Raw genomic sequence first — 26,294 nt, forward strand, 5'->3', positions numbered from 1 at the left:
AATCGATGCTGGCATCAGACTTGGCGTCGCCGCCGTAGCAACGACAGGGCCATGCAGGGAATAGCCAGCAGTATGGAACTGGCTTCCGGTACCGCAGAAACCGCGTTCAGGCGGATGCTGCCGATCCGGGTCGTCAATGTCGCCGGAAGCCCGGTGGAGGCGTTCGTCCGATCCGTGAATGCGAGCCGCCACTCCAGTTCTGCGCCCGCACCGGCAAAGAACGAGTCATTGAAAATGATCGTCCCGTTGTCACCACCGAAGCCTTCATAGGTGGAATCGAACTGCGTAAACGCCCCCGTACCGCCGACTCGCAAAAACAGGCCCGCATCTCGCGCCGCCCACGAGGCCCCGTTCGACTGATTCACAAACATTTCAAAGCTGAACGAATCGAGCATCAAGTCCTCGGCCGCGATGAAGCTGCTACCGATCCACTCCCCATCGTCCAGCGCCGCGTCGGCAAGCGATCCGGATAGGGTTTCGCTTTCGCCGCCGAAGCGAATGAACTTGTCCGTTCCGCTGCCGAAGGTGACGGTATGATCTTGCGATCCGTGTTGCCCCCAATCGGTCGTGTTGCCACCGAACGATACCAGCGACTCGGCACTGTCGACCAAGCTGGTTTGCGTCAAAGAATCGAGTAACCGCAGACTGGAAGTGCTGTCACCGTTGGACACTGAATCGTATTGCAAAATGGTCTGCGCGGCCGTTTGCAGCGAGTTCATTTCGGCGGCCCAGAGCGGAGCGAGCGTTTGGTAGCCGGCCGTGTTGAGGTGTACGTCATTTTCGCTGACCCATGAAAGGCCAGCGGTGGGAACAACGCTGATTCGCGGATCGACGGCCGCGACGTTGTTCAGTGCCGCGTTAACGTCAGCTCGCAGCGCAGCGTTCGTCGACACGCCTTCGCGGATTTCGGCCGCAACGATCGGTACATTGTTTCCGAAGACTTCGCGAAACCGGTACGTCAAGTTCTCAAAATTGGTTTCGTAAGCACTCACTGCTGTCGCACCCAACACAGCGTCACGCTCACCCTGAAACCAAAACAACCCTTTCACGACGGGTGTATTTCCCGCAGCAACAATTTCGGCGATCCGCGAACTGGTCCAGTCAACAAAGTCACCATAAAAACCGTCATCTTTGACTTGACCATTGGCCGGATCCGATCCCGGAAACCATGTGACCGCTTCTTGGTCAGAGATCGTGGTTCCTGGACGCGCGAACCCAAAAATCGCCTGATCGTTTGTCTGAAACAGCCCCTGGGAAAGCTGCGTCACGGCCTGTGACGTATCCAGCAAGTTCGATGAAAACGCCTGATCCACGTAGGAAGGGTTGGTGAAGACCGTTCGGTCGCGGGCAAAGTTCAAGTTGTAACCGACGTCCGTCCCGCCCATGCCGGCCCGTTCCGCGAAATTAGCCGCGTTGGATTGCCCGGCAATGATGTACACGTCGACATCTTCCGCGACGGCCTTTTCGGTGACGTCCGCCAACGCCACAAGACTGATCAGACACGAAAAACAGAATGGGCTGAGGCGAATTTTCATAGAACAGGCTGAACAATGGATCGGGATCGAGAACGATCCGCTGTTGACGAATGAGACTCTTATCAAAGCACTAACTTACCCGGAACAGCAGCGATTGCCACACGTTGGGACGAATAGTGGTCCCTTTCCGGCGACACGCTTCGCTAGCTCCGTGGACAACGATGACAAAAGATTTGAATCTGCGCGTTCGGAGTGAACGCTACCCCAGACGGTTCACCGCTGGCCCACTGAACGGGTACGTTACATAGTTACGACTGATTTCCGATCGGACGGGTGTCTGCTGCAGGCGTTCTTAGGCTCGCTTTTCGCTTTCTTCGCCAACGCCAGACCAGCCCCATGGCTGCGAGCACGACGAAACTGCCGGGTTCGGGAACCGCGGTCACCTGGATCAGTCCGCTGGAGAGCTGGCGAAAATCCCAAACGCCATTGACCAGCGAGGGCGTGTCAAAGTTGTCGAAGTCGCCGATCACCGAACCGGCGGTAAAGATTTGGAACGTGTCGCCGACTTGCGGTTGAAACCCATCGATCAGCGACAACTGCAACGTGACATCCGCACCGATGACGAGGCCGGTTTGAATCATCAGTTGATCGAAATCGAACAACGACCCGATCTCGAACGTGGCCAGTGACCCGTCTTGAAGCGTCAGTGAGTCCATCGTTAACAGCCCCGTGCTGTTGCCCGGGCTGATCGTCCCCAACGCATTCACATGCCCTCGGATGGTCCCGCTTCCGCCCAGGATGGCGTCGCTGGCAACGTTGACTTGGTTGACCAGCGTTTCTCCGTTGACCAACAACGACCCCACGTTCGCATGGATGTCGCCCGTGACAACATTGTTTCCGGACAGATTCAATGTGCCCGAGCCGAGCTTCCAAATTCCTCTCACCTGGCCGCCCGGGCTGGCCAAAAAGTTGCCTTGCAAATCCAGTTCGCCCAAGACATCGATCGTCGTTGATTCGTAAAGCGTCAAGTCACCCGAAAGTGTGTTGTCGGTTCCATCGACCGAGATCCTGCCGCCTCGCAATTGCATGTCGTAGGGCAAGTGAGTCCCCAAGGTCGGACTGTTCGTTCCGAGTCGAAGATTGGAATCGAAGTCCATTCGGAAGTATCCATTGCCCCGCGTTTCTCGAGTTTCGCTAATCGCTAGGGTACCGTTGTTGCCCTCACCGCCCATCAGACGAATCTGTCCGTCCACGTACAAACGATTTCCGTCCAACCGGACCGTGTTGTCGCCGACCTTTCGCAAGGTTGCATTTTCTTCGACACGAACATAGGCACCCGCATTCACACGCCAATCGCTTGAACCACCGATCGAACTGGCAAGCAAGGTTCCATCGTCGTTAGACAACGTATAGATACCGCCGACCGAATGACCGTCCATGGCGGGACCATCGTTCGTGAGCAAACCGCCGTGAAGGTAAAAGTAATCGCCGTTCTGCGACTGTCCGCCTAGGTCAAACGTTTCGCCCGCCGACAAAACTTGCTCGGGAGTGTACGCCCGGCCGACGGGCGTCGGACGCCTCAATCCATAGGTGTCGGTCGTTGTCAGTCGCGTGTATTGATGGTCCCGGTCCTCGCCGAATTGGAACCAAGCGTAGCGATCCACATAGTCTCGCGCCTCGAGCCCCGCGATCGCGTGCTCTAAAAACGCGCTGTTGAACGCAACCATCTGCTCATCGGTGTATTGGCCATCCCAATCCACCCCGGCGAACTCGGTGATCCATACCGGTCGGCCGTAGGTGTTGTGGTAGTCATCGACCCGCGCCAGAAAACTGTTCGCCGATCCGACCGGGTTATTGATGTTGACGTTTCCGTACCAATGGAAAGCAATCGCGTCGACCTGCATGTTGTTGGTTTCAACGCGCTGCATAAAATCGGAAAGCCACTCACGACCGTGAGTGTTGTCCGATACCGCGGGGCTGACCAACTGGATCCCCGTGCCTTGGAAACGATTCTGGATCAGTTGCCAAGCATCGACCGCGCGATCGACCGTCGTGAAACCCTGGTCGGCTCTTTCGGGCTCGTTGAAGCCAAGGACATAATTGACTTGGTCGCCGCGATCCTGGATGTAGTCGATCGCATTGTTCAACCACGCGTCGGTGTACCCGGCGTACAGCATCGGCATTCGCTCGCTGACGTTGTAGTCGCTATCGGCGGGATCAAGGTAATGCCACCAATAGTGCCACCGCGAATTCATGCCGTTGGCATTGGCCGAGGCGTTCCCCGAGATGCCGCGTTTGACGCTCTGGCCGCTGGCGACCGAGAGCGTGGAAACCAGGAACGCGAGAGTGAGAAGAAACCGCATTTCGCCTGAGTCCGGTTAATCGAGTTGCCCGTACTGCAAAAAATGAGGCAGCAAAAGATGATTGGAGAAGGTGTCGCGATCATAGTCATCATCCCAGTGTGTATCAACGCGATGGTGTCGCATGGAGGCCCGGGGCACGATAGGGACTGGTCTGAGAAAGAGTTCGGTCGACGAATGACGTTTTCATCCGAAACAGCGAACAACCAACAAACTCACCCGAGCGGCACTGGTGACGTCCAAGAATGTGCCGATCCCGAGTCATCGCGATGGACGCCTTCGTCTGGGGGGGTGCCTTCAGTCGATTGGTTCACATCGCGTGGAGGAGCGATTCACATCTTTTCCCACCTCGGGATACCGCTGAAACGGCCAATGACATTTTCTGTGTAAGTTTTATATTTGGCGTCCAAAAATGCTTGCCAAGGTGGCGGAAAAGCGTTACGGTCACGCATGAGCAAGTCTTTCGGGCGCGAATTCTTGCCTTCGGGCCACTTATCGACATCGCCAAGTGAATTGGCGCACCATGGGGAAAGTGGAAAGTGACTGACGCGATCTTTTCGAAGGCTCTGCCTGACCCACTCTTATCTTGAGGCGAAGAAATTGATGTCAACGATTCTTGTGGCTGATTTTCGGCGATTTGTGAAGCAAGCGGGGATCCTTGCGATCGGCATCGTGCTGTCGGCAACAGTGATCTTGTCTTCGTCGGCTTCGGCGGGCACGTTCACAGCCGAAAGTGGTGCCGATGCTCGGATGATTCAAGCGAAAATCCGCGCTGCACATTTCTTGTCAAAAGCAACATTCGGTCCGACTGTCGCCGACATTGAAACGTTGGCAACTCGGATCCGCCAAGTCGGATACCGACGCGCTTGCGAAGAATGGATCGATGACCAATTTGCCATCGTCGACAATCCAGGTCAGGGCGATTTGGTCCGCACGCACGAAGAAACCGTCCAAGAAATGCTGGTTCAGGCATCGATGACTGACACGTTCGGCAGCACGGGCGTTTGGCGATACCGCAACCACGCATGGTGGGACATCGCACTGCGTGGCGAGGATCAACTTCGCCAACGCGTCGCCTGGGCCATGTCACAAATCTTCGTCATCGGCGGCGAAAACTTTCGATCGGTCACGGCAGACGAAACCGGCCACGGACGATGGCTGGGCACGGTTCGGTATTACGACGAAGTTCTCGTTGACGGCGCTTTCGGAAACTATCGCGACGTGCTGACGAACATGACGTACTCGCCGATCATGGGCACGTATCTGAGCCACCGCCAGAATCGAAAAGCAAACGTCGGTGCGAATCGCTACCCCGATGAAAACTATGCTCGCGAAATCATGCAGTTGTTTTCGATCGGCTTGCACATGCTTCATCCCGACGGCCGTCCGATGCGGACGCCCGAAGGCGAACTGATCGCCACCTATGACAACGAAGACATCAAGTCGCTGGCACGGCTGTTCACCGGAATGAAGCAGAACAACACGAACACGAACTTCTACGGTCCGCAGAACGACAACGAACCGATGATCATCTATCCGCCGGAACACGACAACAATCGAAATTACAGCGATGAAGCGGGTGCTCCGGAACACAAGCGTTTCCTCGGTTCGACCTTGACCACGGTCTTACCATCTTCGCTAAGCAGCAACGCAGCGAACGTTGAACTCGTAAAGACCGAAATCGACGAAGGTCTGGATGTCATTTTCAACCATCCCAATGTCGGGCCGTTCATCAGCCGCCTGTTGATTCAGCGGTTGGTCAAGTCAAACCCATCGCGTGCCTACATCCGCCGCGTCGCCAACAAGTTCAATGACAACGGTTCGGGCGTTCGTGGCGATTTCCGTGCTGTCGTCAAAGCCATCCTGTTGGATCCCGAACTGACTCGATCACAACGGGTTCGCCGGATGCGTGCGCCCGATCGGGTTACTGTTACGTCGCGTGGGACCGAATCGAGTCGCTTGCGGGAACCGCTTCTTCTTATCACTTCGATGGTGCGAGGTTTCAATCCGACAAGTGATAACATCGACGGCTACATGATGTTGAAGTTCACCATGGATGACTTCGGACAAGAACCCTACGGTGCCCCGAGCGTTTTCAATTTCTATCTGCCTAGCTACCAACCGGCCGGCGCTCTGCCGAATTTCCAACCGTCGCGAACGATTCCAACGGACGGTCTATCGGCCCCAGAGTTTCAGATCATGGACGCGGTTCTGGCCAATGAATCGGCGAACCAAATCTTTTCTTGGATTCGTTCCGAAGGAATCAATACGTATTTGTATGGACTCGACGGAACGGGTTACCGGAACATCATCTCGTTCGATTTGTCTGCCGAAAGCGCGATGGTAACAGACTTGGCGGACGTTCCCAAGTTGATCGAAGACCTGGATCTGCGATTCTGCAACGGAACGCTCAGCGACGAATCAAGAGCAGCGATCCTCGACGGTATCAATACTTATCTGCAGTCAAATTCGGCGGCCACGCTGTCGTATCGGCTGCACGAAACAATCATTGGTGTGCTGACTTCGCCGGATTGCATGATCGAAGAGTGAATCCAGTTGGCCGGCCAAACGGCTGGCCATTCAAACCCGTGACTTCATTGCCGTCGTCCCTTTTCGTAAACCTATTCTTCTCTTTTTAAGTGTGCTTCGATGTTGATCAAAAAAGACTCGCCGCTGCTTACGTCGCGACGCAGTGTACTGAAGGCCGCGACGGGTTGCTCGATGATGGGCAGCGTATCGTTCGCGTCTGCATTCTTGAATCTGCAAGCCACGCAGGCATTGGCGGCTGGCACAGCCGGCAGCGACTCCAAAGCTTTGGTTTGCATATTTTTGAACGGAGGAAACGATTCCTACAACATGCTGGCGCCGAAGGGTGCCGAGTACGCGGATTACAACACCGCGCGGGGCACGACCACCGATGGCGGCATCGCCATCGCCGAATCCGGGGTCGATTCCCTGTTAGACATCTCGGATCCGTCCGGACGAACATTCGGCTTACACCCGAGACTGAATTCGGAAGTTGCCGGACTGAATTCGCCTACCACCGGCGGTGAGGGCATTCGAGGACTTTATAACAGCGGCAAATTGGCGATGATTGCCAACGTCGGATCGCTCGTCGAACCAACCACCAAAGTTGACTATCAAGCTCGTCTGAATCTGCCCGTTGGGTTGTTCTCACACGCCGACCTGCAACGACACTGGATGACCAGCGTTCCGCAGGACCGTTCTCACTTGAACGGATGGGGCGGCAAGATGGCCGACATTTTGCGTGCAGGAAACGATCCGTCGGTGATCTCGATGAACATTTCGCTGTCCGGCGACAATAAGTTCCAAACAGGCCGGGATGTGTCGCCCTACAGCATTTCAACCAGCTCAAGCGGCGGCGCGACAATGATCAGCGGCTATTCAGTCGATCCGGCTGAAGCCAGCAACACGCGTTACCGTGCCTTCAACCAAATCCGTCGCGATTTGCTGGGCCAAACGTACGAAAACCTGCTCGCCGATACCTTGGCAATCACGAGCCAACAATCCATGCAAGCGGCACTCGAATTCAATAATGCGGTCAGCGGTGTTACGATCAACACGCCGTTCGATAGTTATTCCTTTAGCCAGCGGCTGAAACGAGTGGCACAGGTCATCGGTGCCCGAGACTCAGGCCTGGGGCAACGTCGCCAAGTCTTCTTTGTCCAGCTTGGCGGTTTCGATAACCACGCCAACTTGATCACTGCGCATGCCGACAACATGGAACGACTAAGCATCGGGTTGGCGTCGTTCTACCAATCGTTGGTCGAATTGGGGGTCGAGAACGACGTCGTCACGTTTACCATTTCTGACTTTGCTCGCACGCTTTCCAGCAACGGTCAAGGGTCCGACCACGCATGGGGCGGCAACCACATCGTCATGGGTGGGCCGATCGATGGCGGACGAATCTGTGGCACGTATCCGACGTCGCTGGTCACACCGACCCACGACGGTGCGTCGATCGACTTGGGCCGTGGCCGGTTGATTCCGACCACCTCCGTCGACCAGTACAACGCCGAGTTGGCGCGATGGTTCGGTGTCGGCGAAAGCGATCTTCAGGACGTCTTGCCGAACCTCGCCAACTTCAGCGGCTCGCCCGCGTTGGATCTGTTTGCGACATAGACGATTCGCCCGAACGTCTTAACCCATCTCGCGTGACTTTCGTTGCGCGCGTTGTTTGTCGCGAAAGCGTTTCTTGCGTTTCGCGTCTTTTTCCTTCGCGGTCTCTTCTTTTTCGGCGACGATGCGTGCGGTCTCGGCCCGTTCACGTCGCATGGATTCCGGGGTTTCGATCGTCAAACGTCCCAACCCGCCGGAACGAAGTTCCGTCACAAGGATCCGCGACGCTCGGTCGATATCGACCATGCCGTTCTTCCCCAAACAGCCACGCTTCCGCCCGATCGCCTCAATCGCTTCCATTTCGGCCGTGGGAACTTCGTCAAGGTCATACCGATCGACCAACCGATCGGGATAGTTGGCGATCAAATAGCGAGCGGCAAAGAAACCGATGTCGGCGTAGTCCATCGCCGTCTCTTTGATCGAACCCAACAGCGCCAACCGGTAGCCGCTGTTGACGTTATGAACGTTCGGCCACATCATGCCGGGCGTGTCGACCAAGGTCACACTGTCGCCGATGTTAACGCGCTGTTGCTGTTTGGTGACCGCCGGCGTGTTGCCCGTCTTTGCGACTTTCTTACCGGCCAAGTAATTGATCAGCGTCGACTTACCCACGTTGGGAATGCCGCAAATCATCGCGTTGATCGCGCGTCCCTTGCGCTCGGGCAACATCTTCACGGCCAACCATCGCAGCCGCATGATTGTCGGCACATCATCGGTCGTGACCGCGCGGACGACAACGCCGGGCGTTTCTTCCAGCGCTTCGCACCATCGCTCCGTCATATCAGGATCCGCCAAGTCAGATTTCGTCAGCACCTTGATGCACGGTTTGTCACCACGCAAGTCAGAGAGCAGCGGGTTTTCGCTGGAGTACGGGATCCGCGCATCGAGCACCTCGATGACGAGATGCACTTTCGGAAGCGTCGCTTCCATCTCCAACCGGGCTTTGTGCATGTGGCCCGGGAACCACTGGATTGTCATGTTGGTCGTCAGTTGGAGGTGGGTGAATAAATCGCGTAGCCGGCCGTCGACGTCGGAATTCGCCACAGCGAACCTCCAGCGGTAACGAACAAAGTCTTCCCGTCCGGACCGCCGAACGCACAGTTGGTCGTTTCGTCACGAAGGATTGCCGCGAAGTCGATCAACTTGCCATCAGTCGCGAACACGTAGATGCCCGCGGTCGCGGGGTCCGCCGTCTGGGCCGGCAGTCTAGGTTGGTTCAATCCGGCCGCGACGTAAAGGCGTCCGGCCTTGTCCAACTTCATCCCGTCCGGCCCGCGAGTCGTTTTCCAGTCATAGATCATCGTTTGAGTCGCGAAGTCGGGCGTGCCATCTTCATTCATTACAAAACGCCACAACTTTCGAGCCCCGTTCTCGGCGTTGTTGTTATCCGCAACGAACAGGTATCGATCGTCCGACGTGATGATCAAACCGTTGGGGCGATCAACTTGGTGGTCAATGATGCGTGTGACCGTGCCATCGACGTCGATTCGATAGATGCCTTCGACCATTCGCCCGTCGGCGTCCGTCATTTCCATCCCCGAACGATCGCCGTATTGCGGATCGGTGAAATAGATTCGATCCTTAGAATCGATTGTCAGATCGTTGGGCTGATTGTATTTCTTGCCGCCGAACGAATCGGTCAGCACGGTAATCGTTCCATCGACTTCGGTGCGGGTGATCCGGCGTCGAACGTTCTCGCATGCGATCAATCGCCCCTGTCGATCGAACAGCAATCCGTTGGTTCCCGCGTCTTTGCGGTGGACCGATGAATGGCCATCCAGATCGCGACGGTTGATGTGTCCGTCACCACTGGTCAACAATCCCAGCTCGGGATGCCACATCGGACCTTCGCCGGCGCCCGATTCTTGAATCAACTCGGGCGGCGAGACGAAAACGGGCGACTCAGCACTGAGGGAAGCGAAATGGGTCGCGACGGCAAGGGCGATCAGCGTCGGGATAGCGGTTGATTTCATGAAAGTTCGCAATTCCGTGATTTTGGGCCGAAAGTGGACGGACCGCCATTCTGCTCTACAACCACTCTTACAACTAGCCTGACACCCGATCACGTCGACCGAAGGTGATCCGCCAATTTGCGATATTGGTCGTAAATCGAATCATAGGCATCCGAGCGTTCCGGGCGAGGATGCACGATCGCGGAAGCCACTGCGTCGCCGCCCGCCATTGCAGCGGCCGCCTCGGTGATCGAGGCGAAACCAGTAACGTCACTGCCCGCGGCACACATTCCCAGCACGGCCGCACCAACGGCGGGTCCTTGGGTGGACGGATGGATCTCGATCGGGCGGCCCAAAACATCGGCATAGACTTCGACGAACGCATGGTTGTGATGGGGAAGCCCGCCCGTCGCGACGAATCGATCGACCGGAACGCCTCCATCGCGAAGCAGTTCTACGATCCACCGCAGCCCCATCGCCGACGCTTCCATCAACGCCAAATACAGATGCTCCGGCCCGTGATCCAGACTCAGCCCCGTGAACGCTCCACGCAGGGCTCCGTCCATCAACGGCGTTCGGCATCCGTTCATCCAATCCATGCACAACACACCATCCGCCCCCGGCGGCAACTTCATCGCGGCTTCGGCCAGCTTGTCGAACGAATCCAGTCCCAACAGATTTCGCAACCACGCAAACGCATCCCCGACCGCCGCCTGTCCGGTTTCGTAACCGAACAAATCGGGCAGGATGCCGCCTTCGACAACGCCGGCGACGCCCGGCACATCCGCAAACTGGGTCGCGTTCAGCATGTGACAACTGCTGGTCCCCATCACCATGACCATTGTCCCCGGGTCTGCCGCTCCTACGCCCGGCACCGCCGAATGAGCGTCGATGATGGCGGTCGAAACGGGCGTACCCGGCGCCAATCCCATGCGTTCCGCCATCGCCGCACACACCCCACCCGCACTCTGTCCGGGCGATCGCATCACACCAGGCAAACGATGGGCAATCGCTTCGGCAAGCTTCGAATCGACGGCCTCGAAGTAAGCCGACAACGGGTAACCCTCCGTCGCCGACCACATCGCTTTGTAACCCGCTTGGCACGTCGAACGCGTCAACGCGGCCGCATCACACCCGACCAATTGCCACACAAACCAATCACCGGCTTCGATCCACACCGCGGCAGCGCCGGCAACCTGCGGCGCGCACTGGATCGTTTCCAACATCTTTGGGAAGAACCATTCCAATCCGATCGTTCCGCCGTAGCGTTTTAAGAACGACTCGTTGCGATCACGGGCGATAAGGTTCATACGTTCTGTTTGCGAGATCGCGCCGTGATGTTTCCACAACTTCGGCCACGCCATCGGTTGATCGGCAAACTTTGGCAACTCGCACAGCGGAGTGCCCTCGATCGTCGTCGGCAACATTGTACAACTGGTGAAGTCGACGCCGACGCCAACAATTTCACGACTAACAATGCCGGCCTGCTTGATCGCAGCGCGAGTGGCGGCGATCGCAGCATCAATCCAATCGGCCGGCGATTGCAATGCGAATTTTGGCGGCAAGCGTGCGCTCGATCCGGGCAGCGACTCGGTGATCTGTCCGTGCTTAAAATCAACCGCAGCCAAACCCCGTTGGCGTCCCGTCGCATCGACCAGGATCGCCCGTACGGACTCGGTTCCAAAATCTAGTCCCAGTGCGATCGCAGTCATATTAAAGGTCTCGTCAAGAAACGTGGCAAGTGAAACGTCCGCCGCCCGCCGCGGATCAGTTTATCGACCGCAGCGTCGCCCGTCATTGCGATTGAACGGGGCCAGACGTTTGCGTCACGACTTTGCCCAGACCGATGATCATGATCGGCCCCAAGACGATCACCAACCAGGGATGAAACGGGCTGACGAACGATGCCAATGAATCGGGCCAGTACGTGGTTTGCGAAATCGACATCCACGCGATCAACACCATCCCCGCGACCAGCGCCGCGATCGCCCGCCGCCCATGAATCGTCGGCACAACGACTCCCAACAAAAACAAGCCGATGATGCCGGCCCCCAGCACTCCCGACAATAACCACCACACGTCAAGGATGCTGTCGGACAATCGGACCAACGTCAACGACATGCACGTCCCGAAAATCCCCCAAGCGACCGTCGAGATCCGCAAAACCCCGACGTGATCAGCGTCGGTCGAATCGGGTCGATACAAACGCTTGTAGAAGTCGCTCATCACTAAGGTTGCCGACGAATTCAACGATGTCGAAACGGTACTCATCGCCGCCGCAAACACCGCCGCGATCAACAGCCCTCGGGCACCCTGCGGCAGATGCGCGGCGATGAAGTGAGGAAAAACACGGTCGCCTAAATCGGTTTCCGACAACGACGCCGCTTTCGCATCGCGTTGGGCCACGTAGTCCGGCGCTTCGGTGTCCACGCCGGCTTGCATCAACCGTTGTTCGGCGACGATCTGGCGAACTTCGGCCATATCGGTCGGATGGGTGTCATAGTACGCGTACAGCGACGAACCGATGAACAAAAACATCGCGCTGACGGGAACGTACAACAACGCCCCGAACCAAACGCTTCGAGCCGCATCGCGATCGGTGCGCGATGCGATGTAGCGTTGGACATAACTTTGGTCGATGCCGAAGTTGCGCAAGTTGTCGAACAAACCGTACGCGAAAACAATCCAGATCGTCGGTTCCGAAACCGTCAACAGCGACGGACTTCCGAGCGAAAACTTACCGGCATCATTTGCCACGAGAATGACTTCCGACGGCCCGCCCGGCATTCCCATCAGTAGGATCACCAGTGCCAACAACGCGCCGGCCAACAACACCACCGCTTGAACTGCGTCCGCCCAGATCACAGCAACGATACCGCCGACGAAAGAATACAACGTCACCACAACGCCCGTGACGACAATCACCACACGGATGTCCCATCCGAACAAGATCGCCATTGGCAGCGCCATCAAGTACATGACGACACCGATCCTGGCGATCTGATAAAGCAAATAGAACCCGCTAGCGAACAAGCGCGCCCACAACCCGAAACGGACTTCCAACAACGAGTACGCCGATACTTCACCCGACCGGCGATACAACGGCAAGAAATATCGCACCGCGATCGCGGCCGCCGGTGGAATCGCCAGCGAGTACATGAACACGTTCCAGTTGGCGACGAATGCTTTTCCCGGCAGCGCTAGATAACTGATGCTGCTCAAGTAGGTCGCAAAGATGGAAAGCCCGCACAACCATCCCGGCAACGAACGACCCGCCGCCGAAAAATCGTCAGCCGACTGATTGCGTCGCCAGAAATAAAACCCCAATCCCATGATGCCGACGAAGTATCCGACCAAGACGGCATAGTCGATCCCATTGAAGAACATCACCGCCAACGGGGATCCGTGCGAGTTGAAAGGCATCACCAAAACCAGAAAAGGAACTCGTCAAGTCGGGGAAAGCACGATTCTATCGAGTTCATCCGGCTAAGATATCGTTTTCATCACCTCGATACCGTGCTTGAATCCGAAGGAGTCGCTTGTGAACCGCGTCAATCTGGCAGCTCTATTTTGCGTGGTGCCCATGTGCATCGCGATTTCCGCCTTCGTGACACGGCCTGATGCCGTCGTTGCCGCCGAACCGCCTTTGGAAACCCGTCCGAACATCGTCTGGATCATTCCCGATGACATGTCGGCCAATTTTTCGTGCTACGGCGAGACGGCGATCGTCACGCCCAACGTCGATCGCTTGGCCGACGAAGGCGTCAAGTTCACCCGCGCTTTCGTGACCGCGCCGGTCTGTTCGACGTGTCGGTCTGCGTTCATCACGGGAATGTATCAAACGTCCATCGGTGCACATCACCATCGCAGCGGGCGCGGGGCACAGAAGATCGCATTGCCAGCCAACGTAAAAATGGTTCCCAAACTGTTCCAAGACGCCGGCTATCACACGTCGATTTCGGGTTGGCCCGTCAACGGAAAGCTGGGCAAGACCGATTACAATTTCGCATGGAACCCCGACGTCTACGACGACAACGATTGGTCGTCGCGAGCAGAGGGTCAACCGTTCTTTGCACAGATTCAAACGCAAGGCGGCAAACTTCGCGGGAAAGATGCCAAGGGTTGGGACAAGACGGCCGCATCGGCGAAGGCCGCCTACGGTTTGCCAACTCCGATCGAATCGGTCCGACTGCCGCCGTACTACCCCGATCACCCCGACATCGTTCGCGATTGGGCCGCGTATCTTGATTCAGTACGATTGACCGACATGATGGTCGGCGAAGCGATCGAGCGTCTTAGCGCCGAAGGCGTGCTGGAAAACACGCTAGTCATCTTCATGACCGATCACGGGATCAGTCACGCGCGAGGAAAACAGTTTCTATATGACGAGGGGATTCACGTTCCTTTGGTGATCCGCGGCCCGGGAATCGAGGCGGGTTCGGTACGAGAAGACTTGGTCGAACACATCGACATCGCGGCAGTCTCGTTGGCGGCGGCCGGCATTGAGATTCCGTCGAACATGCAGGCCACGAATTTGTTGGCGAGCGACTACAAGCCTCGCAAAGCCGTCTTTGCCGCTCGAGATCGGTGCGATGAAACCGTCGATCACATTCGTAGCGTCCGGACGCAAGACTACAAGTACGTCCGCAACTTTCTGCCGCAACGTCCGTACTTACAACCCTGCGCCTACAAAGATGCCAAAGCGATTCTGATTGCGCTACGACAATGGCACGGCCAAGGGAAACTGAACGAAGTGCAACAATTGCTCTTCCAAAAGGTTCGCCCAAAGGAAGAGCTTTACGACTTGGTCATCGACCCGTACGAGACCAACAACCTTGCTTCGGATCCCGATGAATCGGCAACCTTGAAATCGATGCGCGGGATGCTTGACCAATGGATGAAAACGACAGGCGATCAAGGACGCCAACCGGAACCCGACTCGATGTACGACAGCGACATGGAAGTGTACTTGAAGTCGCTGCGCCGCAAAGGAACGGATTCGAACTTGAAAGAAGTCGAACAAAACATCGCGTTGATGAAACAGTGGGCCGCGGACGGAAAATGATGACTCCTATGCTTCAGCGAACAGCGATGCGATTCGTCACCGCGTTGATGGTTGTCCTGACCATCGGCCCGATGTCGTCTGCCGGGGCCGACGGTTGGCCTCAGGGCCCCGGCCCCGAATCGAACTTCCGTCGCCGCGACGCCAAAGCGCCGACCCTATGGAGCGCCGTCCGGAACGAGAACATCCGCTGGCGAAAGACGCTGCCCGAGACCGGACAGAGCAGTGTCGTCACGTGGGTCGACCGCATTTTCTTCACGACGATGCAACCCGTTACCCGGGACGCCACATTGGGTCAAAACATCGTCGGTTGGTGCTGTGACGCGGATACGGGCGAAACAGTTTGGAAACGGACAGTCACCGCCGATCATCCGCTGCAGCTTTCCGGCTGCTTCAGTGACAGCAGTTCGCCGTCGCCTGTCACCGACGGGTCAACCGTTGTGTTTTTCAACGCATCCGGGTCCATCGCGGCATTCGACTTCGACGGCAATCCTATCTGGCAACGGTTCGTCATGCCGGTCGGACGAACACAGCCGACGATCGTCGACGGAACAGTGCTGTTCATTCGCCAGACTTATCTGCCCGACGACCACGGACACTTCACTCACGACCACGCCGATGCGCCCGTTGATCAATGGACTCAGGTGCAAGCGATTGACTTGCAGACCGGCGCCGACGCGTGGAAGTCGTCATGCGGAGCCAACATGGGTTGCGTGCCATTGTTGTTGGATCGGTCCGACGGACGACGCGTCTTGGTGGTCGGTCGCGGCGGCGGACACTCGCCGCCTGAAAAACCCGAAGGGGTCTCGATGATCGACGCCACCGACGGCAAGACATTGTGGACTTTGGAACTGCCGGGCTTCATGAGCACGATGACGTATTCCCAGTTCGGCGACGACGTGTTGGTGTTTCACGCGGACAAGCATTTATGGGTCGACGCGGTGACGGGCAAGGTCAAGCGAGAAGTCTCGATCATGGAAAACGTACCGGTGCGGGCGCACGTCGATGGCCAATGGGTCGATCGACGAGAATCGCTCGATACCGAATCCGTCTCTCGCGCGATCATTCAACAATCCAACCTGCTGGTCGGAAAGTACCACTACTTTCGTTCCTACACCCAGCCATGGATCGGCCGGGTGAACTGTGCTAGCGGCGATGTCGAGTATCTGCAACTGCCGGTTCAATCCATGCCCGGCGTCGACCGCGCGCGTGACACGTGGCTTTGGGATCCGTCTGGCATGGATCCCGCCCTGGTTCAGCAACTTCTCGCCTCGGGGCGCAAGAGGAACAAACAATTGCCCATCACCCAGTGGGCATTCGCGCCCAATGACATGCTCAATTCACAGGGTTTTCGCGTGGCCGGTGACAATCGTTCGGAAGGCAACGGGTGGGGCCATCACGCGTCGGCGATCCCCACGGTCGTCGGCGATGCGTTGTATGTGTCGACGATGGCGGGAACGGTTTACGTGATCGATTGGAATGCCGAAGCACTGACAGAATCGGCGATCAAAGCGATAAACGATTTGGGCGTACCCGGCCAATCATGGAATCGCGCCAGCATCACGGCGTCGCGTGGCCGGCTATACGCCCACACGATCCACGAAATTCTGTGCATCGACGCACCGATGAAAACAATCTCGCCTCATCCGTAAAACTAAAAGCCTGGAAATCCGAGATTATGGCCCTCCATTCGCGCATCGCGAGAACCATTTTCTTACAATCGAACCCGCTTTCCCTTCGGTAGGCCAGAGTCAGACGTAGACGGCTCGCGAAAATCGAAGGCGTAAATGTGACTAGGGGATTTAGATGGTTCGTTTTTTTCTGTTGCTCGTGGCTTCCTTAACAACAATCTCATCATCCTACGCGGCAGTCGTCTTTGGGCTCGACGGAAACGGCAGCCTAAGCGGCGGTTCTCGTTGGAATGCTGCCCCGCGAACATTCTCGACCTCGCAAGGTTCGATAGAACGATCGCTGGACGGTGGCCTAAGGTTTTCGGTCTCCGGCGGAAACTACGAAGCGTTCCGGGATCAGTTCAACTGGTCGGTAACGCCTAGCGTTCTAGCGTTACGGATGCGTTTATTCCTTGGACGGCAACGGACCCGGTTACTGGCCTGGGAACGTCACTTTCTTTCGTTGAAGATCTCGGTACCGCAGTGAATTCCGGCATCGAAGCAAACGTTCGACTCGGTGCGGAGATCGATCTCTTTTCGGGCAACATTGGCACCGGATTTCGAGGCCAAGCCTACTTCAACGGAAGCAGCTCGGGCAGTGTAACGTTGACAAGCGGCGTTTCCGGATACTCCGGGTACTCGATCACCGGTGCGGACATCACGATGAACAACAACAACGTGTCATGGAACCTGAATACGTTTCAGACCATTCTTACGCACGAGATCGGGCATGCGATCGGGCTGGGCGACGTCGAAGATACTTTTGGCAACGGATTCATCGATAACAACTTCGACATAAACGACCCGCTGACGACGTTAACAGACTCATGGGCTAATTTGGTCAATCCGCTTGATCCTGGTAACTCGCCCGGCCTAGCACTTTACAACGTCCCAAATTCTTCGTCCGGCATCGATCGGGCTGGCGTCGATATTTTGATGGAAAGCGCCATACCGAATACCTTTTTCGTGAACGGCGCAACGCTCCAAAACGACGACTTTGGCGGGCGACAATTTTTGTACCCGCACGTGATGGCGGTTCCCGAACTTTCATCGCTCGCATTCGTTTCGTTCGGCGCAGTCGTGGCGCTGGGCTATCGACGCAATCGAAGGCGATCGATTCTATCGCATGGACCGATAGCGACGGATCAGTTGATTCGTTGAACTGTCGTGCTTCAGGTCCGATTTTGATTTCGGGTCGAGTTCGGGGATGATGTTCTTGGCCAGTACTTTGCCCAGCTCGACGCCCCATTGATCGAATGCGTCGATATTCCAAATGATGCTTTGCACGTAGACGCTGTGTTCGTACAACGCGACCAGTTTGCCAAGGATGGCCGGCGACATCACATCGGCGAAGATGGTGCTGGACGGTCGGTTACCTTCGAACGCACGGTGCGGCACCAGCCACGCCTCGGTGCCTTCGGCGGCAACTTCATCGGCCGTTTTTCCGAACGCCAGGGCTTCGCTTTGTGCCAACACATTCGCCATCAGAATGTCTTGGTGGTCGCCGATCGGATTGAGCGACTTTCCGAATGCGATGAAGTCGCAAGGAATCAAACGCGTTCCTTGATGGATCAATTGATAGAACGAGTGTTGGCCGTTGGTGCCCGGTTCGCCCCAGTAAATCATGCCAGTGTCGTAAGTGACTCGGTCGCCATCGGTCGTCACATACTTGCCGTTGCTCTCCATCGTCAACTGTTGCAGGTACGCGGGGAATCGCTTCAGGTATTGTTCGTAGGGCAGCACTGCCGTCGTCTCGCAACCGAAAAAGTTCGAATACCAAACCGCCAACATACCCATCAACACGGGCAGGTTTTCGGTCAACGGCGCGGTGCGAAAGTGCTGGTCCATTTCATGGAAACCGTCAAGCATTTCGCGGTAGTGCTTCGGTCCGATCGCCAACATCGTTGACAGTCCGATTGCCGACTCCATCGAATAGCGACCGCCGACCCAATCCCAGAACTCGAACATATTTGCGGTATCGATGCCGAACGCCGATACTAATTCGGCGTTCGTCGACAACGCGACGAAGTGCTTAGGAATCGCCGCTTCGTCGCCACCCAATCCGGCCAGCAACCACGTGCGTGCGGTGGTCGCGTTGGTCATCGTCTCGATCGTTGTGAACGTCTTCGATGCGACAATGAACAGCGTCTCGGCCGGATCCAAGTCGACGGTGGCTTCGGCAAAGTCAGTCGCGTCCACGTTGCTGACGAACCGCATGGTCAAGTTGCGATCGCTGAAGTGCTTCAGCGCCTCGTAAGCCATGACCGGACCAAGATCCGATCCGCCGATGCCAACGTTGACGATGTTGCGGATCCGCTTGCCCGTGTGCCCCTTCCAATCGCCGCCGCGGACGCGATCACAAAACTTGGCCATCTTATCAAGCACCGCGTGGACATCGGGAATCACATTCTCGCCGTCGACCATCACCGTGGCGCCCTTGGGTGCTCGCAGTGCTGTGTGCAATACGGCGCGGCCCTCCGTCAGGTTGATCTTCTCGCCCGTAAACATCGCTTCGATGCGACCTTGTACATCCGCTGCTTCGGCCAGTCCGACTAGCAAGCCCATCGTTTCTGCGGTGACTCGGTTCTTTGAATAGTCCAGGTACAAACCGGCAGCCTCGACCGTCAACGTTTCGCCTCGCGATGGGTCGTCGGCAAACATTTTCCGCAGATGAACGTCTCGGATGGCGTCGAAATGCTTGGCGAGCGATTTCCACTGGGGCAGCGACGTCAGGGCGGAAGCCATGGTTGATCCTTGTCGTAGATTGTTTCGGTGTTTCAGATTTGGAGCCGATAGGATAGCGGAAAAACCGATTTCATTGCGAAGGGTAGGGCAACGCGAGATGCGCTGGCGGCGATGCACGGATTCGTGACCTAGGCTTTCCACAGTCGCTGATGCTCGTCGGCGATCACGGGTCTCACAACCGGTTCAACCGGCACGATCCCTTTTCACCGTCCGCACTCGCGTGGTTGCGTCATGAATCCGCCGGTAAAACACGATCTATCGCCCGAAGCCAAACAGACATTCTCGGTCGTTGGTTTGTTGGCGACGGTATTGGTGGTCGGGATCCATTACAAGTCCGACGTCCCCGACCAGCCATTTGCTTCGCTGGCGACCGCGAATCAATTGGCGCAAGAGTTCGTTTTTGGCGGATTGGCTCGTGTTGCCGTACCGATTTTTGCTTTCGCCGCGGGGCTGTTCTATTTCCGAAGTGATGATGGAACCTTTGCCAGCTACAAAACCAAGTTGGCCGGGCGAACTCGCACCGTCTTGATTCCGTATTTCATCGTCGCATCCGTTGCGATGCTATTTTGGTTGTTTGTACGCCGGGCCGAAGGCAAGCCGATCGACGTCACCGCGCCCCAGTTCGTGACAACTTGGTTGTTGCGTCCTCCGGCCGAACAGCTTTGGTTCTTGCGTGATTTGATGATCTTGGTTGCGATAGCACCGGCGATCGGTTGGTTTTGTCGTCGCCCCGTCGCTTGTCGGATTTTTATTGGCGCGGTTGCGACCGCTTGGGTCGTGGATTGGCAAGTGTTTCCGATGTTGGCCGGATGGCGGTCGCTGCAGATGGAAACGCTGCTGTTCTTTTCGCTCGGGTGCATCGCCGTATCTCATTACGACGTGATCGAACGTATCGGCCGATCGCAGACGTCGACGATCGTTGCGGCAGTCACCCTTTGGATGTCGCTGGTGGTCGTCAAGATTCTGGTCCGCGCCAATTTTGACATGTGGTACTGCGACGATCACTCGTTGCCCGACGTGCTCTTGCACCAGGCATCCATCGTTGTGGGTGTGCCGGTGCTGTTTGCGATCGCGTGGCGAATGAGATCACCGTGGTTGGTCCGTCTATCGGGCGGATCGTTCTTTGTCTATTTGGTCCACGAGTTTCCGCTGCGAGCGGTTGCTCATCGCATCAGCGACCGCTTCATCGACCACGACTATTCTTGCTGGATTTTGACACCGCTGGTGTTGGTTGGTTGTTACACAGCAGTCGTTTTGATTAGCCGCTTTTGCCCCTCCGCTATTTCCATGTTGACCGGCGGACGTATCCCTGGCCTGCAAAGCAAGCCCGTTGGAAAGCTATCTCCCCTGAGCGAACCGAACTGATGGAATTTCTAGTCGCCCTATTTACTATCGCCGCTCTTGTGTGGCTGGTGCCCGTTTTGCAGTCCGGTCGATTGATGGCGGTTGCACTGTTGGTGTTGGCCGTGGGGACGGTGTTCGGTCCTGCGTTTTTTGCAATCGATGGCCCGATTCAAATCAGTCTCGACCGTGTCCTTTGGGGCGGCATGTTTGGGATGGCCGCGATTGGTTGGCGGATGGGTAACGTCACTTTCCCAAAAATGACTCGCATGGATTGGATGGTTGTTGGGATCGTCGGCTGGTTCTTCGTTCGAACATTGGGTGGTGGATCGGTTCCCGGCGGTTCGTCGCCGACGGCCCGATGGTTGTTTTACATCGCAATGCCGGCGGGGATGTATGCGATCGCTCGTATTATCAAGATCGATCAGAAAGACGTACGATGGTTGACGTTGGGTGCGATCGGGCTGGGGGTGTATTTGGCAGTGACGGCCCTGTTCGAAGTCTTTGGCTTGCACGCCTTGGTCTTTCCTCGCTTCATCGTCAACGCTGAACAGTGGGAATTTTTCGGCCGGGGCCGAGGCCCGCTGATGAACCCGTCGGGCAACGGTATGCTGATCAGCATCGCGTTGACGGCCGCGTGTTTGCACTTCGTGTACGCCGACCGTCAGATGAAGGTCCTGTACGCGGCGATCGCAGGCGTCTTGCTTTTGGGTGTCTACGCAACTCTGACTCGCAGTGCATGGATGGGCGGAATCGCGGCAGCCGGTTTGGTCGCCATGACGTATTCGCCACGTTGGGTCCGTGTGCTGGGACTGATGACGATTGTCTTGTTGGGCGGCGCGTCGGTGATGGGACTGAAGGAACAACTGGTACAGATGAAACGCGACAAAAACTTGTCGGCCGCCGATGCTCAAAAGTCGATGGCACTGCGGCCGTTGTTGGCGATCGTGGCCTGGGAAATGTTCAAAGACAAACCGATCGCCGGACACGGATTCGGCCACTACTATTCGCACAACGATCCCTATCACAACGACCGCAGCTACGACTTGCCGCTTGAGATGGCGCGCCCGTACAACCAACACAACGTATTCCTTTCCGTCGTGGTCGACACAGGACTTGTCGGCGCGTCCTTGTTTGTCGCGTGGCTGCTAAGCCTTGCCGGAACCGCGTGGCGACTGGCTTATGAACCGGCCAAAAAACCAGAGGCTCGATTCATTGGGCTGATATTGTTGGGCACGATGCTGGCCTATATCGCCAACGGGATGTTCCAGGACGTGTTGATCATTCCGATGGTCCACATGTTCCTGTTCTTCATCGGCGGAGTCGCAGTGACCGCGAAACAAAGCGGTATCCTGGTCACCGTTCCCGAACCGGCGTTCGCCACAGTTACGCGTCCGGCGCTGGCATAGCAGTTTCGATCAGCGAAGCGTTTTTGCTCGCGGAGTCCAGTCGGTGATCGGCGATTGATCGGCCAGCCGAAGCTCGCTTTCGCACTTCATGTCCTCGTCTTCGCCTCGCAGCCGAACGTGAACAATCACGTCCTCGCCGTTGGGTCGTTCGTCTTGCCATTGAATCGGAACATGAAGTCCAACGACCGGGTGTTGGCGAATCAGCGTTTGAACTTGGCCGCGAGTGAAATCCCAGCGACCAATGTTCGCTGCGTCCGCCGGCCGCGACGGATCAAGCACAACGATGGACAGCTCGGCATCGATGTCAAAGTTCGTGATATCCACAGGACGACCTGCCGCATCGATCGCGTTGACAACAATCACAGCTCCATCGACAACGCCATCGGTATGATGAGGCACCGAGAGCGTCGGGTGGATTTGCAGTTTTTCTGGCACGCCCATTTGAGCTTGAATTGCATCGGGCAACATGATCTGGCCGGGCGGCTTTTCGTCTTGGTTGCCCATCGGCGGAGGCAAGACTTCGCCCGGTTCGATCGGCGGAACGAGGGTATCGTTTTTACCCGGCGGCATAGGCCCACCCGGTGCCGGCAACAGTTCGGCGTCGCTGAAGTCATCTTCGAACGGATTCGTTTTCGAATTCGGCTTATCTAACGAACGCGTTGATTTGGACGACTTGGCATCCGGTTTGGGAGCATCGATGGCTTCGGGATCCGTCAACGCATCGGTATCGACGGGCTCGCCCTCGTCGAACATCGGCAAATCGTATTCGTCGGTTTCTAGTCCCTCGCCCAAATCGAATTCGGGCAGATCCGCTTGTGGATCGGCATACGGCGTCGGGATCCGATGGGCCGAATTGTGATCGCTGGGCGAATCGGGGCCGTATGGCTCGGGATGGTCATGGGGGCGAATCACCGACGGCGTCGGAATCCTGGCCTCAGCAACTTTCCGTCGATATTGTTCCAGTTGGTCGCGAAGCACACGGTTTTCGTAGTCGGCTTCATAGAGCTGGTCTTCCAAAACACGCGATTCCGACATCAACCGTTGGTTGTACAAATCGCGGTGAGCCCGGTTGTTGCACCCGATGGAGGCAACGATTAGTCCAAACGCTAGCAAGCACGCAAACTGCGAGCGGATGGGCAAACGGCGGGACTTCCTTGCACGCACCGGCGGAAACGTCAAATTCTTGGAATCGAAGAAAGAAGACTCAAGTCTTTCGATTAACAAGCCGACGTCCCCAACGTCAACGTCGTTTTAGCGAACCGCCACGCCGCGATCGTTCAGGCATTGTTCGTAGAGTTCCAAATGCTGCTGTACCACGCGGTCGCGGGTGAAGTGCTCGACCACTCGGGTTTTCCCGCTTTCGATCATTTGAGCAGTCTTATCCGGTTCCGAAATCACCGCTCGCAGTGCGGCTGCGAAACCTTGACGATCGCCCATCGGAACGACTCGCCCGTCGATGCCGTCGCGGACCACTTCGGGGCATCCGTTGACGTCACAGATCACCACCGGCAACCCCATGGCCATGGCTTCGACCGGTGCGATGGGCAGCCCCTCATAGCGACTGGCCAACAGGAACGTTCCCGTTTCGGACATGATCTTCAGGCCATCGTCGCGACTTTGGTGACCGTACATCCGCACGTTCGTCAGATTCTCGCGGGCGACCTGGGCACGAATCTCGTCCTCCATATCGCCGCCGCCGATCATGTGAAAAACAAAACCGTCGTCGGCCAGCATCGCGGCCAGTTCCAAAATCAGCTCGGGATACTTTTGATGCGTCACCCGCCCTAGCACGGCGACGTTTTTCGGATCGCGCAGCCCGTCGTATTGGGGAATGTCCGACAAACGCAGACCGTTACGAATGACGGTGCTTCGTGACGGATCCGGCACGAACCCCAGTTGCAGCCCGACTTCGCGATCTTTCTCGCAAACGTGAACCGTCTTGTAGACCGATCGGCTGATGTGCCGCTCGGCGCGTTTCCCCAGGAACCGAAGCGGTGCCGGTTTGGTGTAAAAGTGGTAGCCACGGACGGTGTACAGCGACGTCGGAAACCGAGCCTGATTGCCACCCCGCGTCCAGGCGAACGCGGCCCTTCCGCCGTGGACGTGAACGATGTCGGGATTGACCTGCTCGACAACGGCGCTGAGTTCGCGAACGATGCGCCGGTTCAGCCGTCCGCTAAAAAAGTCGAGGCCGTCACAAACTTGAGCGCCCAGAGCCGTTGCTTGCTCGATGGCGTACGAATCACGTTGGCTACAAAAGGCGACGTCGACGGATCGACCGAGCAAGTCTTCGGTCAGGGCCAACACGTTGGTGGTTCCGCCGCCGGGGACACCGTCGGCGACGACCTGTAGGACTTTCATTTCAGTTTCTTTGTTCCCATCCGCAACGGTTAGAGCGATAACAAGTTGGCTTAGGCCTTCTGCCTGTCATTCCGATTTTTGACAGACTAAAAAGCCTATCCTACTTCGACGATCGATCGTCATTTTTTTGTTCGCGAAAAAACGAAAACCCGATATCGGCCATCCCCTGCCAAGACGTATCACCCTTGCATTCCACACAATCAAGCGTCAACGGTAAAGACTGAAAACCAACTGAAAATTTTGCAAAAAAAAGCCGTTTTGACGCCGCGTCGGATTGATCTGCGAGGTAACTCTATGCGGATGAACGATTCCCCATCGCAATTTCGGAAGCCTCCATGAAGAACCTTGATAGTCGCCGAAGCTCGCCGATGGTTCGGCTTGCGTCAACGGATTCTCAAGTTGGTTCAACGGCTTGGGTCGGATGAACCAGACCGTCCGCCAACGCGTGATCGGATTTGCGACTCGCCGTACTCGAGGATCGCGTGAACACGCCCAGGCGTCTGCCGTGCTCGCCGTGGGCTACGTCGCTCAGTTGGTTTTCCAGATGGGCTACTTTCTGGTCCTGACGCGGATGTTGGGGGTCGAGCGTTTCGGTCAGTTTGCGACGGCGCTAGCCGCCATCAATCTGGTATCGCCGTTCGCAGGAATCGGATACGCGGAAGTCGCGCTGGTGCGAATCAGCAGCAACCGCGACGAAACCGGTTTGTGGGCAACCAACTCGGTCGCGGCGACCGTTTTCTTGGGGATTCCGCTCTCGATCGCGTTGGCCCTGGCCTGCTATCTGTTCAACTCGCCGCATTGGATCGATTGGTACTTGATGCTGGGGTTGGCTTTGGGGGAATTAACCCTTGTCCGCGGCTGCAACGTGCTGGCGAGAGTCCATCAAGCCAGACGCGAAATCACTCGGACTTCGATGATTAACGTCGCCATCGCAGCGGTCAAAGCCGTTGTTGCGTTTGGCTTGCTCATCGCCGGTCAGCATTCGCTGCTGCTGCTGATCATTTTCCTAAACATGAGCCTGCTGCCGCTGCTGGTTTATTTGTTCCATTCAATGACCCGATTTGCGCCCTATCACGGCATGAGTTGGTCAGCGCTAAACGCCAACATGGGCCTAGCGTTCTCGTTCACATCGGGCGTGTTTAGCAAAGCGGTCTACACGGACTTGGACAAGCTGTTCTTGGCACGCTGGACCGCACCCGAGATCGTCGGCATGTACGCGGCCGGTTACAAGATGTTGTCGCTCGCATTCTTACCCATCCGATCGATCCTCGAAGCAACCTTTCCGCGTCAAGTCGAACGTGCGGCGATCAGCGGCCGATCATGCGCCACATTTTCCTTGGGGCTGCTGGCAGCCAACGTTGGGCTGGCCAGCATCATGTCGGTCGCAATTTATGTGATGGCACCGTGGGCGCCGCTGATTTTGGGCAGGGACTTTACCGACTCGGTTGCCATCCTGCGAATCGGCTGCATTCTACCGATGCTACAAGCATCGCATTACAGCATGGGAAACTATTTGACGGCGATCGGGCGCCAAACCGTTCGCTCAACAACCCAAATGACAATCGTGGCCGCGTACGTCGTGATCGCGTTTTTGTTGATTCCCACCTATTCATGGCACGGCGCGATCTGGACCAGCTTGGCGTGTGAAGGCCTATTAGTCGTCTTGTTCGCGATCGCGTGTATGACGTTCAAAAAAAAATGACACAAAAGCCTTAGGATCGTGCGAGAACTAAGTGTCAACTATCACTCCGCGAACGTTCGTAAAATCGAAACTTTCGC

17 protein-coding genes are annotated in these 26,294 nt (G+C 56.7%); 8 read left to right on the forward strand and 9 right to left on the reverse strand.

Translation table 11 applies throughout. The features are described from left to right. Nucleotides 1-14 precede the first annotated feature (14 nt). A complete protein-coding gene (locus tag Poly51_RS02070) occupies nucleotides 15-1,535 on the reverse strand; it encodes a sialate O-acetylesterase (protein ID WP_146453727.1) in 1,521 nt (506 codons plus the stop codon). Between the two features lie 248 nt (nucleotides 1,536-1,783). Next, nucleotides 1,784-3,838: a glycosyl hydrolase gene (locus tag Poly51_RS02075; RefSeq protein ID WP_146453730.1), complete on the reverse strand. Its 2,055-nt coding sequence runs from the start codon at nucleotides 3,836-3,838 to the stop codon at nucleotides 1,784-1,786. 600 nt (nucleotides 3,839-4,438) lie between these two features. Between Poly51_RS02075 and Poly51_RS02080 the strand changes: the two genes are divergently transcribed. Together Poly51_RS02080 and Poly51_RS02085 are read left to right on the forward strand one after the other, a co-directional pair. Further along, nucleotides 4,439-6,385: a DUF1800 domain-containing protein gene (locus Poly51_RS02080; protein ID WP_146453732.1), complete on the forward strand. Its 1,947-nt coding sequence runs from the start codon at nucleotides 4,439-4,441 to the stop codon at nucleotides 6,383-6,385. A gap of 99 nt (nucleotides 6,386-6,484) precedes the next feature. Beyond that, nucleotides 6,485-7,978: a DUF1501 domain-containing protein gene (locus Poly51_RS02085; RefSeq protein ID WP_146453735.1), complete on the forward strand. Its 1,494-nt coding sequence runs from the start codon at nucleotides 6,485-6,487 to the stop codon at nucleotides 7,976-7,978. A gap of 18 nt (nucleotides 7,979-7,996) precedes the next feature. Here Poly51_RS02085 and ylqF read toward each other — a convergent pair whose 3' ends face one another. From ylqF to Poly51_RS02105, 4 genes are all read right to left on the reverse strand, one after another. Continuing rightward, entirely contained in the window at nucleotides 7,997-9,019 is a 1,023-nt protein-coding gene (gene ylqF / locus Poly51_RS02090; RefSeq protein WP_246114207.1) for a ribosome biogenesis GTPase YlqF, read from the reverse strand. Continuing rightward, complete coding sequence (locus Poly51_RS02095) at nucleotides 8,962-9,948, reverse strand: SMP-30/gluconolactonase/LRE family protein (RefSeq protein ID WP_146453737.1); 987 nt, start codon at nucleotides 9,946-9,948, stop codon at nucleotides 8,962-8,964. Before Poly51_RS02095 ends, ylqF begins: the two co-directional genes overlap by 58 nt. A gap of 89 nt (nucleotides 9,949-10,037) precedes the next feature. Further along, the gene (locus Poly51_RS02100) at nucleotides 10,038-11,639 is read right to left on the reverse strand and encodes a ribulokinase (RefSeq protein WP_146453739.1); all 1,602 of its coding nucleotides are present in this window, start codon (nucleotides 11,637-11,639) and stop codon (nucleotides 10,038-10,040) included. Nucleotides 11,640-11,721: 82 nt separating this feature from the next. Further along, nucleotides 11,722-13,350: a sodium:solute symporter gene (locus Poly51_RS02105; protein ID WP_146453742.1), complete on the reverse strand. Its 1,629-nt coding sequence runs from the start codon at nucleotides 13,348-13,350 to the stop codon at nucleotides 11,722-11,724. 118 nt (nucleotides 13,351-13,468) lie between these two features. Between Poly51_RS02105 and Poly51_RS02110 the strand changes: the two genes are divergently transcribed. The 3 genes from Poly51_RS02110 to Poly51_RS02120 all read left to right on the forward strand — a co-directional run bounded on the left by Poly51_RS02110 (nucleotide 13,469) and on the right by Poly51_RS02120 (nucleotide 17,820). Further along, nucleotides 13,469-14,992, forward strand: coding sequence for a sulfatase family protein (locus Poly51_RS02110; protein ID WP_246114208.1), 1,524 nt, complete (start codon nucleotides 13,469-13,471; stop codon nucleotides 14,990-14,992). Nucleotides 14,993-15,000: 8 nt separating this feature from the next. Then, nucleotides 15,001-16,641 carry an outer membrane protein assembly factor BamB family protein gene (locus tag Poly51_RS02115; RefSeq protein WP_186775281.1) on the forward strand — a complete coding sequence of 547 codons (1,641 nt, stop codon included), beginning with the start codon at nucleotides 15,001-15,003 and terminating at the stop codon, nucleotides 16,639-16,641. 501 nt (nucleotides 16,642-17,142) lie between these two features. After that, entirely contained in the window at nucleotides 17,143-17,820 is a 678-nt protein-coding gene (locus Poly51_RS02120; RefSeq protein ID WP_146453747.1) for a hypothetical protein, read from the forward strand. On the opposite strand, the gene pgi is transcribed toward Poly51_RS02120, so the two are convergent. Beyond that, entirely contained in the window at nucleotides 17,779-19,404 is a 1,626-nt protein-coding gene (gene pgi, locus Poly51_RS02125) for a glucose-6-phosphate isomerase (protein WP_146453749.1), read from the reverse strand. The two genes, Poly51_RS02120 and pgi, sit on opposite strands and share 42 nt — an antisense overlap. Nucleotides 19,405-19,635: 231 nt before the next feature. Between pgi and Poly51_RS02130 the strand changes: the two genes are divergently transcribed. Both Poly51_RS02130 and Poly51_RS02135 read left to right on the forward strand, forming a co-directional pair. Then, nucleotides 19,636-20,769, forward strand: a complete 1,134-nt coding sequence (locus tag Poly51_RS02130) for an acyltransferase family protein (RefSeq protein ID WP_146453752.1) — start codon at nucleotides 19,636-19,638, stop codon at nucleotides 20,767-20,769. Beyond that, nucleotides 20,769-22,154 (forward strand): O-antigen ligase family protein, encoded by a 1,386-nt coding sequence (locus Poly51_RS02135; protein ID WP_146453754.1) that lies wholly within the window; start codon nucleotides 20,769-20,771, stop codon nucleotides 22,152-22,154. The genes Poly51_RS02130 and Poly51_RS02135 overlap by 1 nt, the downstream gene beginning before the upstream one ends. 9 nt (nucleotides 22,155-22,163) lie before the next feature. Here Poly51_RS02135 and Poly51_RS02140 read toward each other — a convergent pair whose 3' ends face one another. Together Poly51_RS02140 and Poly51_RS02145 are read right to left on the reverse strand one after the other, a co-directional pair. Next, nucleotides 22,164-23,189: a hypothetical protein gene (locus Poly51_RS02140; RefSeq protein WP_146453755.1), complete on the reverse strand. Its 1,026-nt coding sequence runs from the start codon at nucleotides 23,187-23,189 to the stop codon at nucleotides 22,164-22,166. A gap of 216 nt (nucleotides 23,190-23,405) precedes the next feature. After that, nucleotides 23,406-24,515 (reverse strand): glycosyltransferase, encoded by a 1,110-nt coding sequence (locus Poly51_RS02145; RefSeq protein ID WP_146453757.1) that lies wholly within the window; start codon nucleotides 24,513-24,515, stop codon nucleotides 23,406-23,408. Between the two features lie 421 nt (nucleotides 24,516-24,936). On the opposite strand from Poly51_RS02145, the gene Poly51_RS02150 reads away from it, so the two are divergent. Further along, nucleotides 24,937-26,217, forward strand: coding sequence for a lipopolysaccharide biosynthesis protein (locus Poly51_RS02150; protein ID WP_146453760.1), 1,281 nt, complete (start codon nucleotides 24,937-24,939; stop codon nucleotides 26,215-26,217). Nucleotides 26,218-26,294: the final 77 nt, after the last annotated feature.

This window comes from Rubripirellula tenax (genome assembly GCF_007860125.1).
Taxonomy (GTDB): domain Bacteria; phylum Planctomycetota; class Planctomycetia; order Pirellulales; family Pirellulaceae; genus Rubripirellula; species Rubripirellula tenax.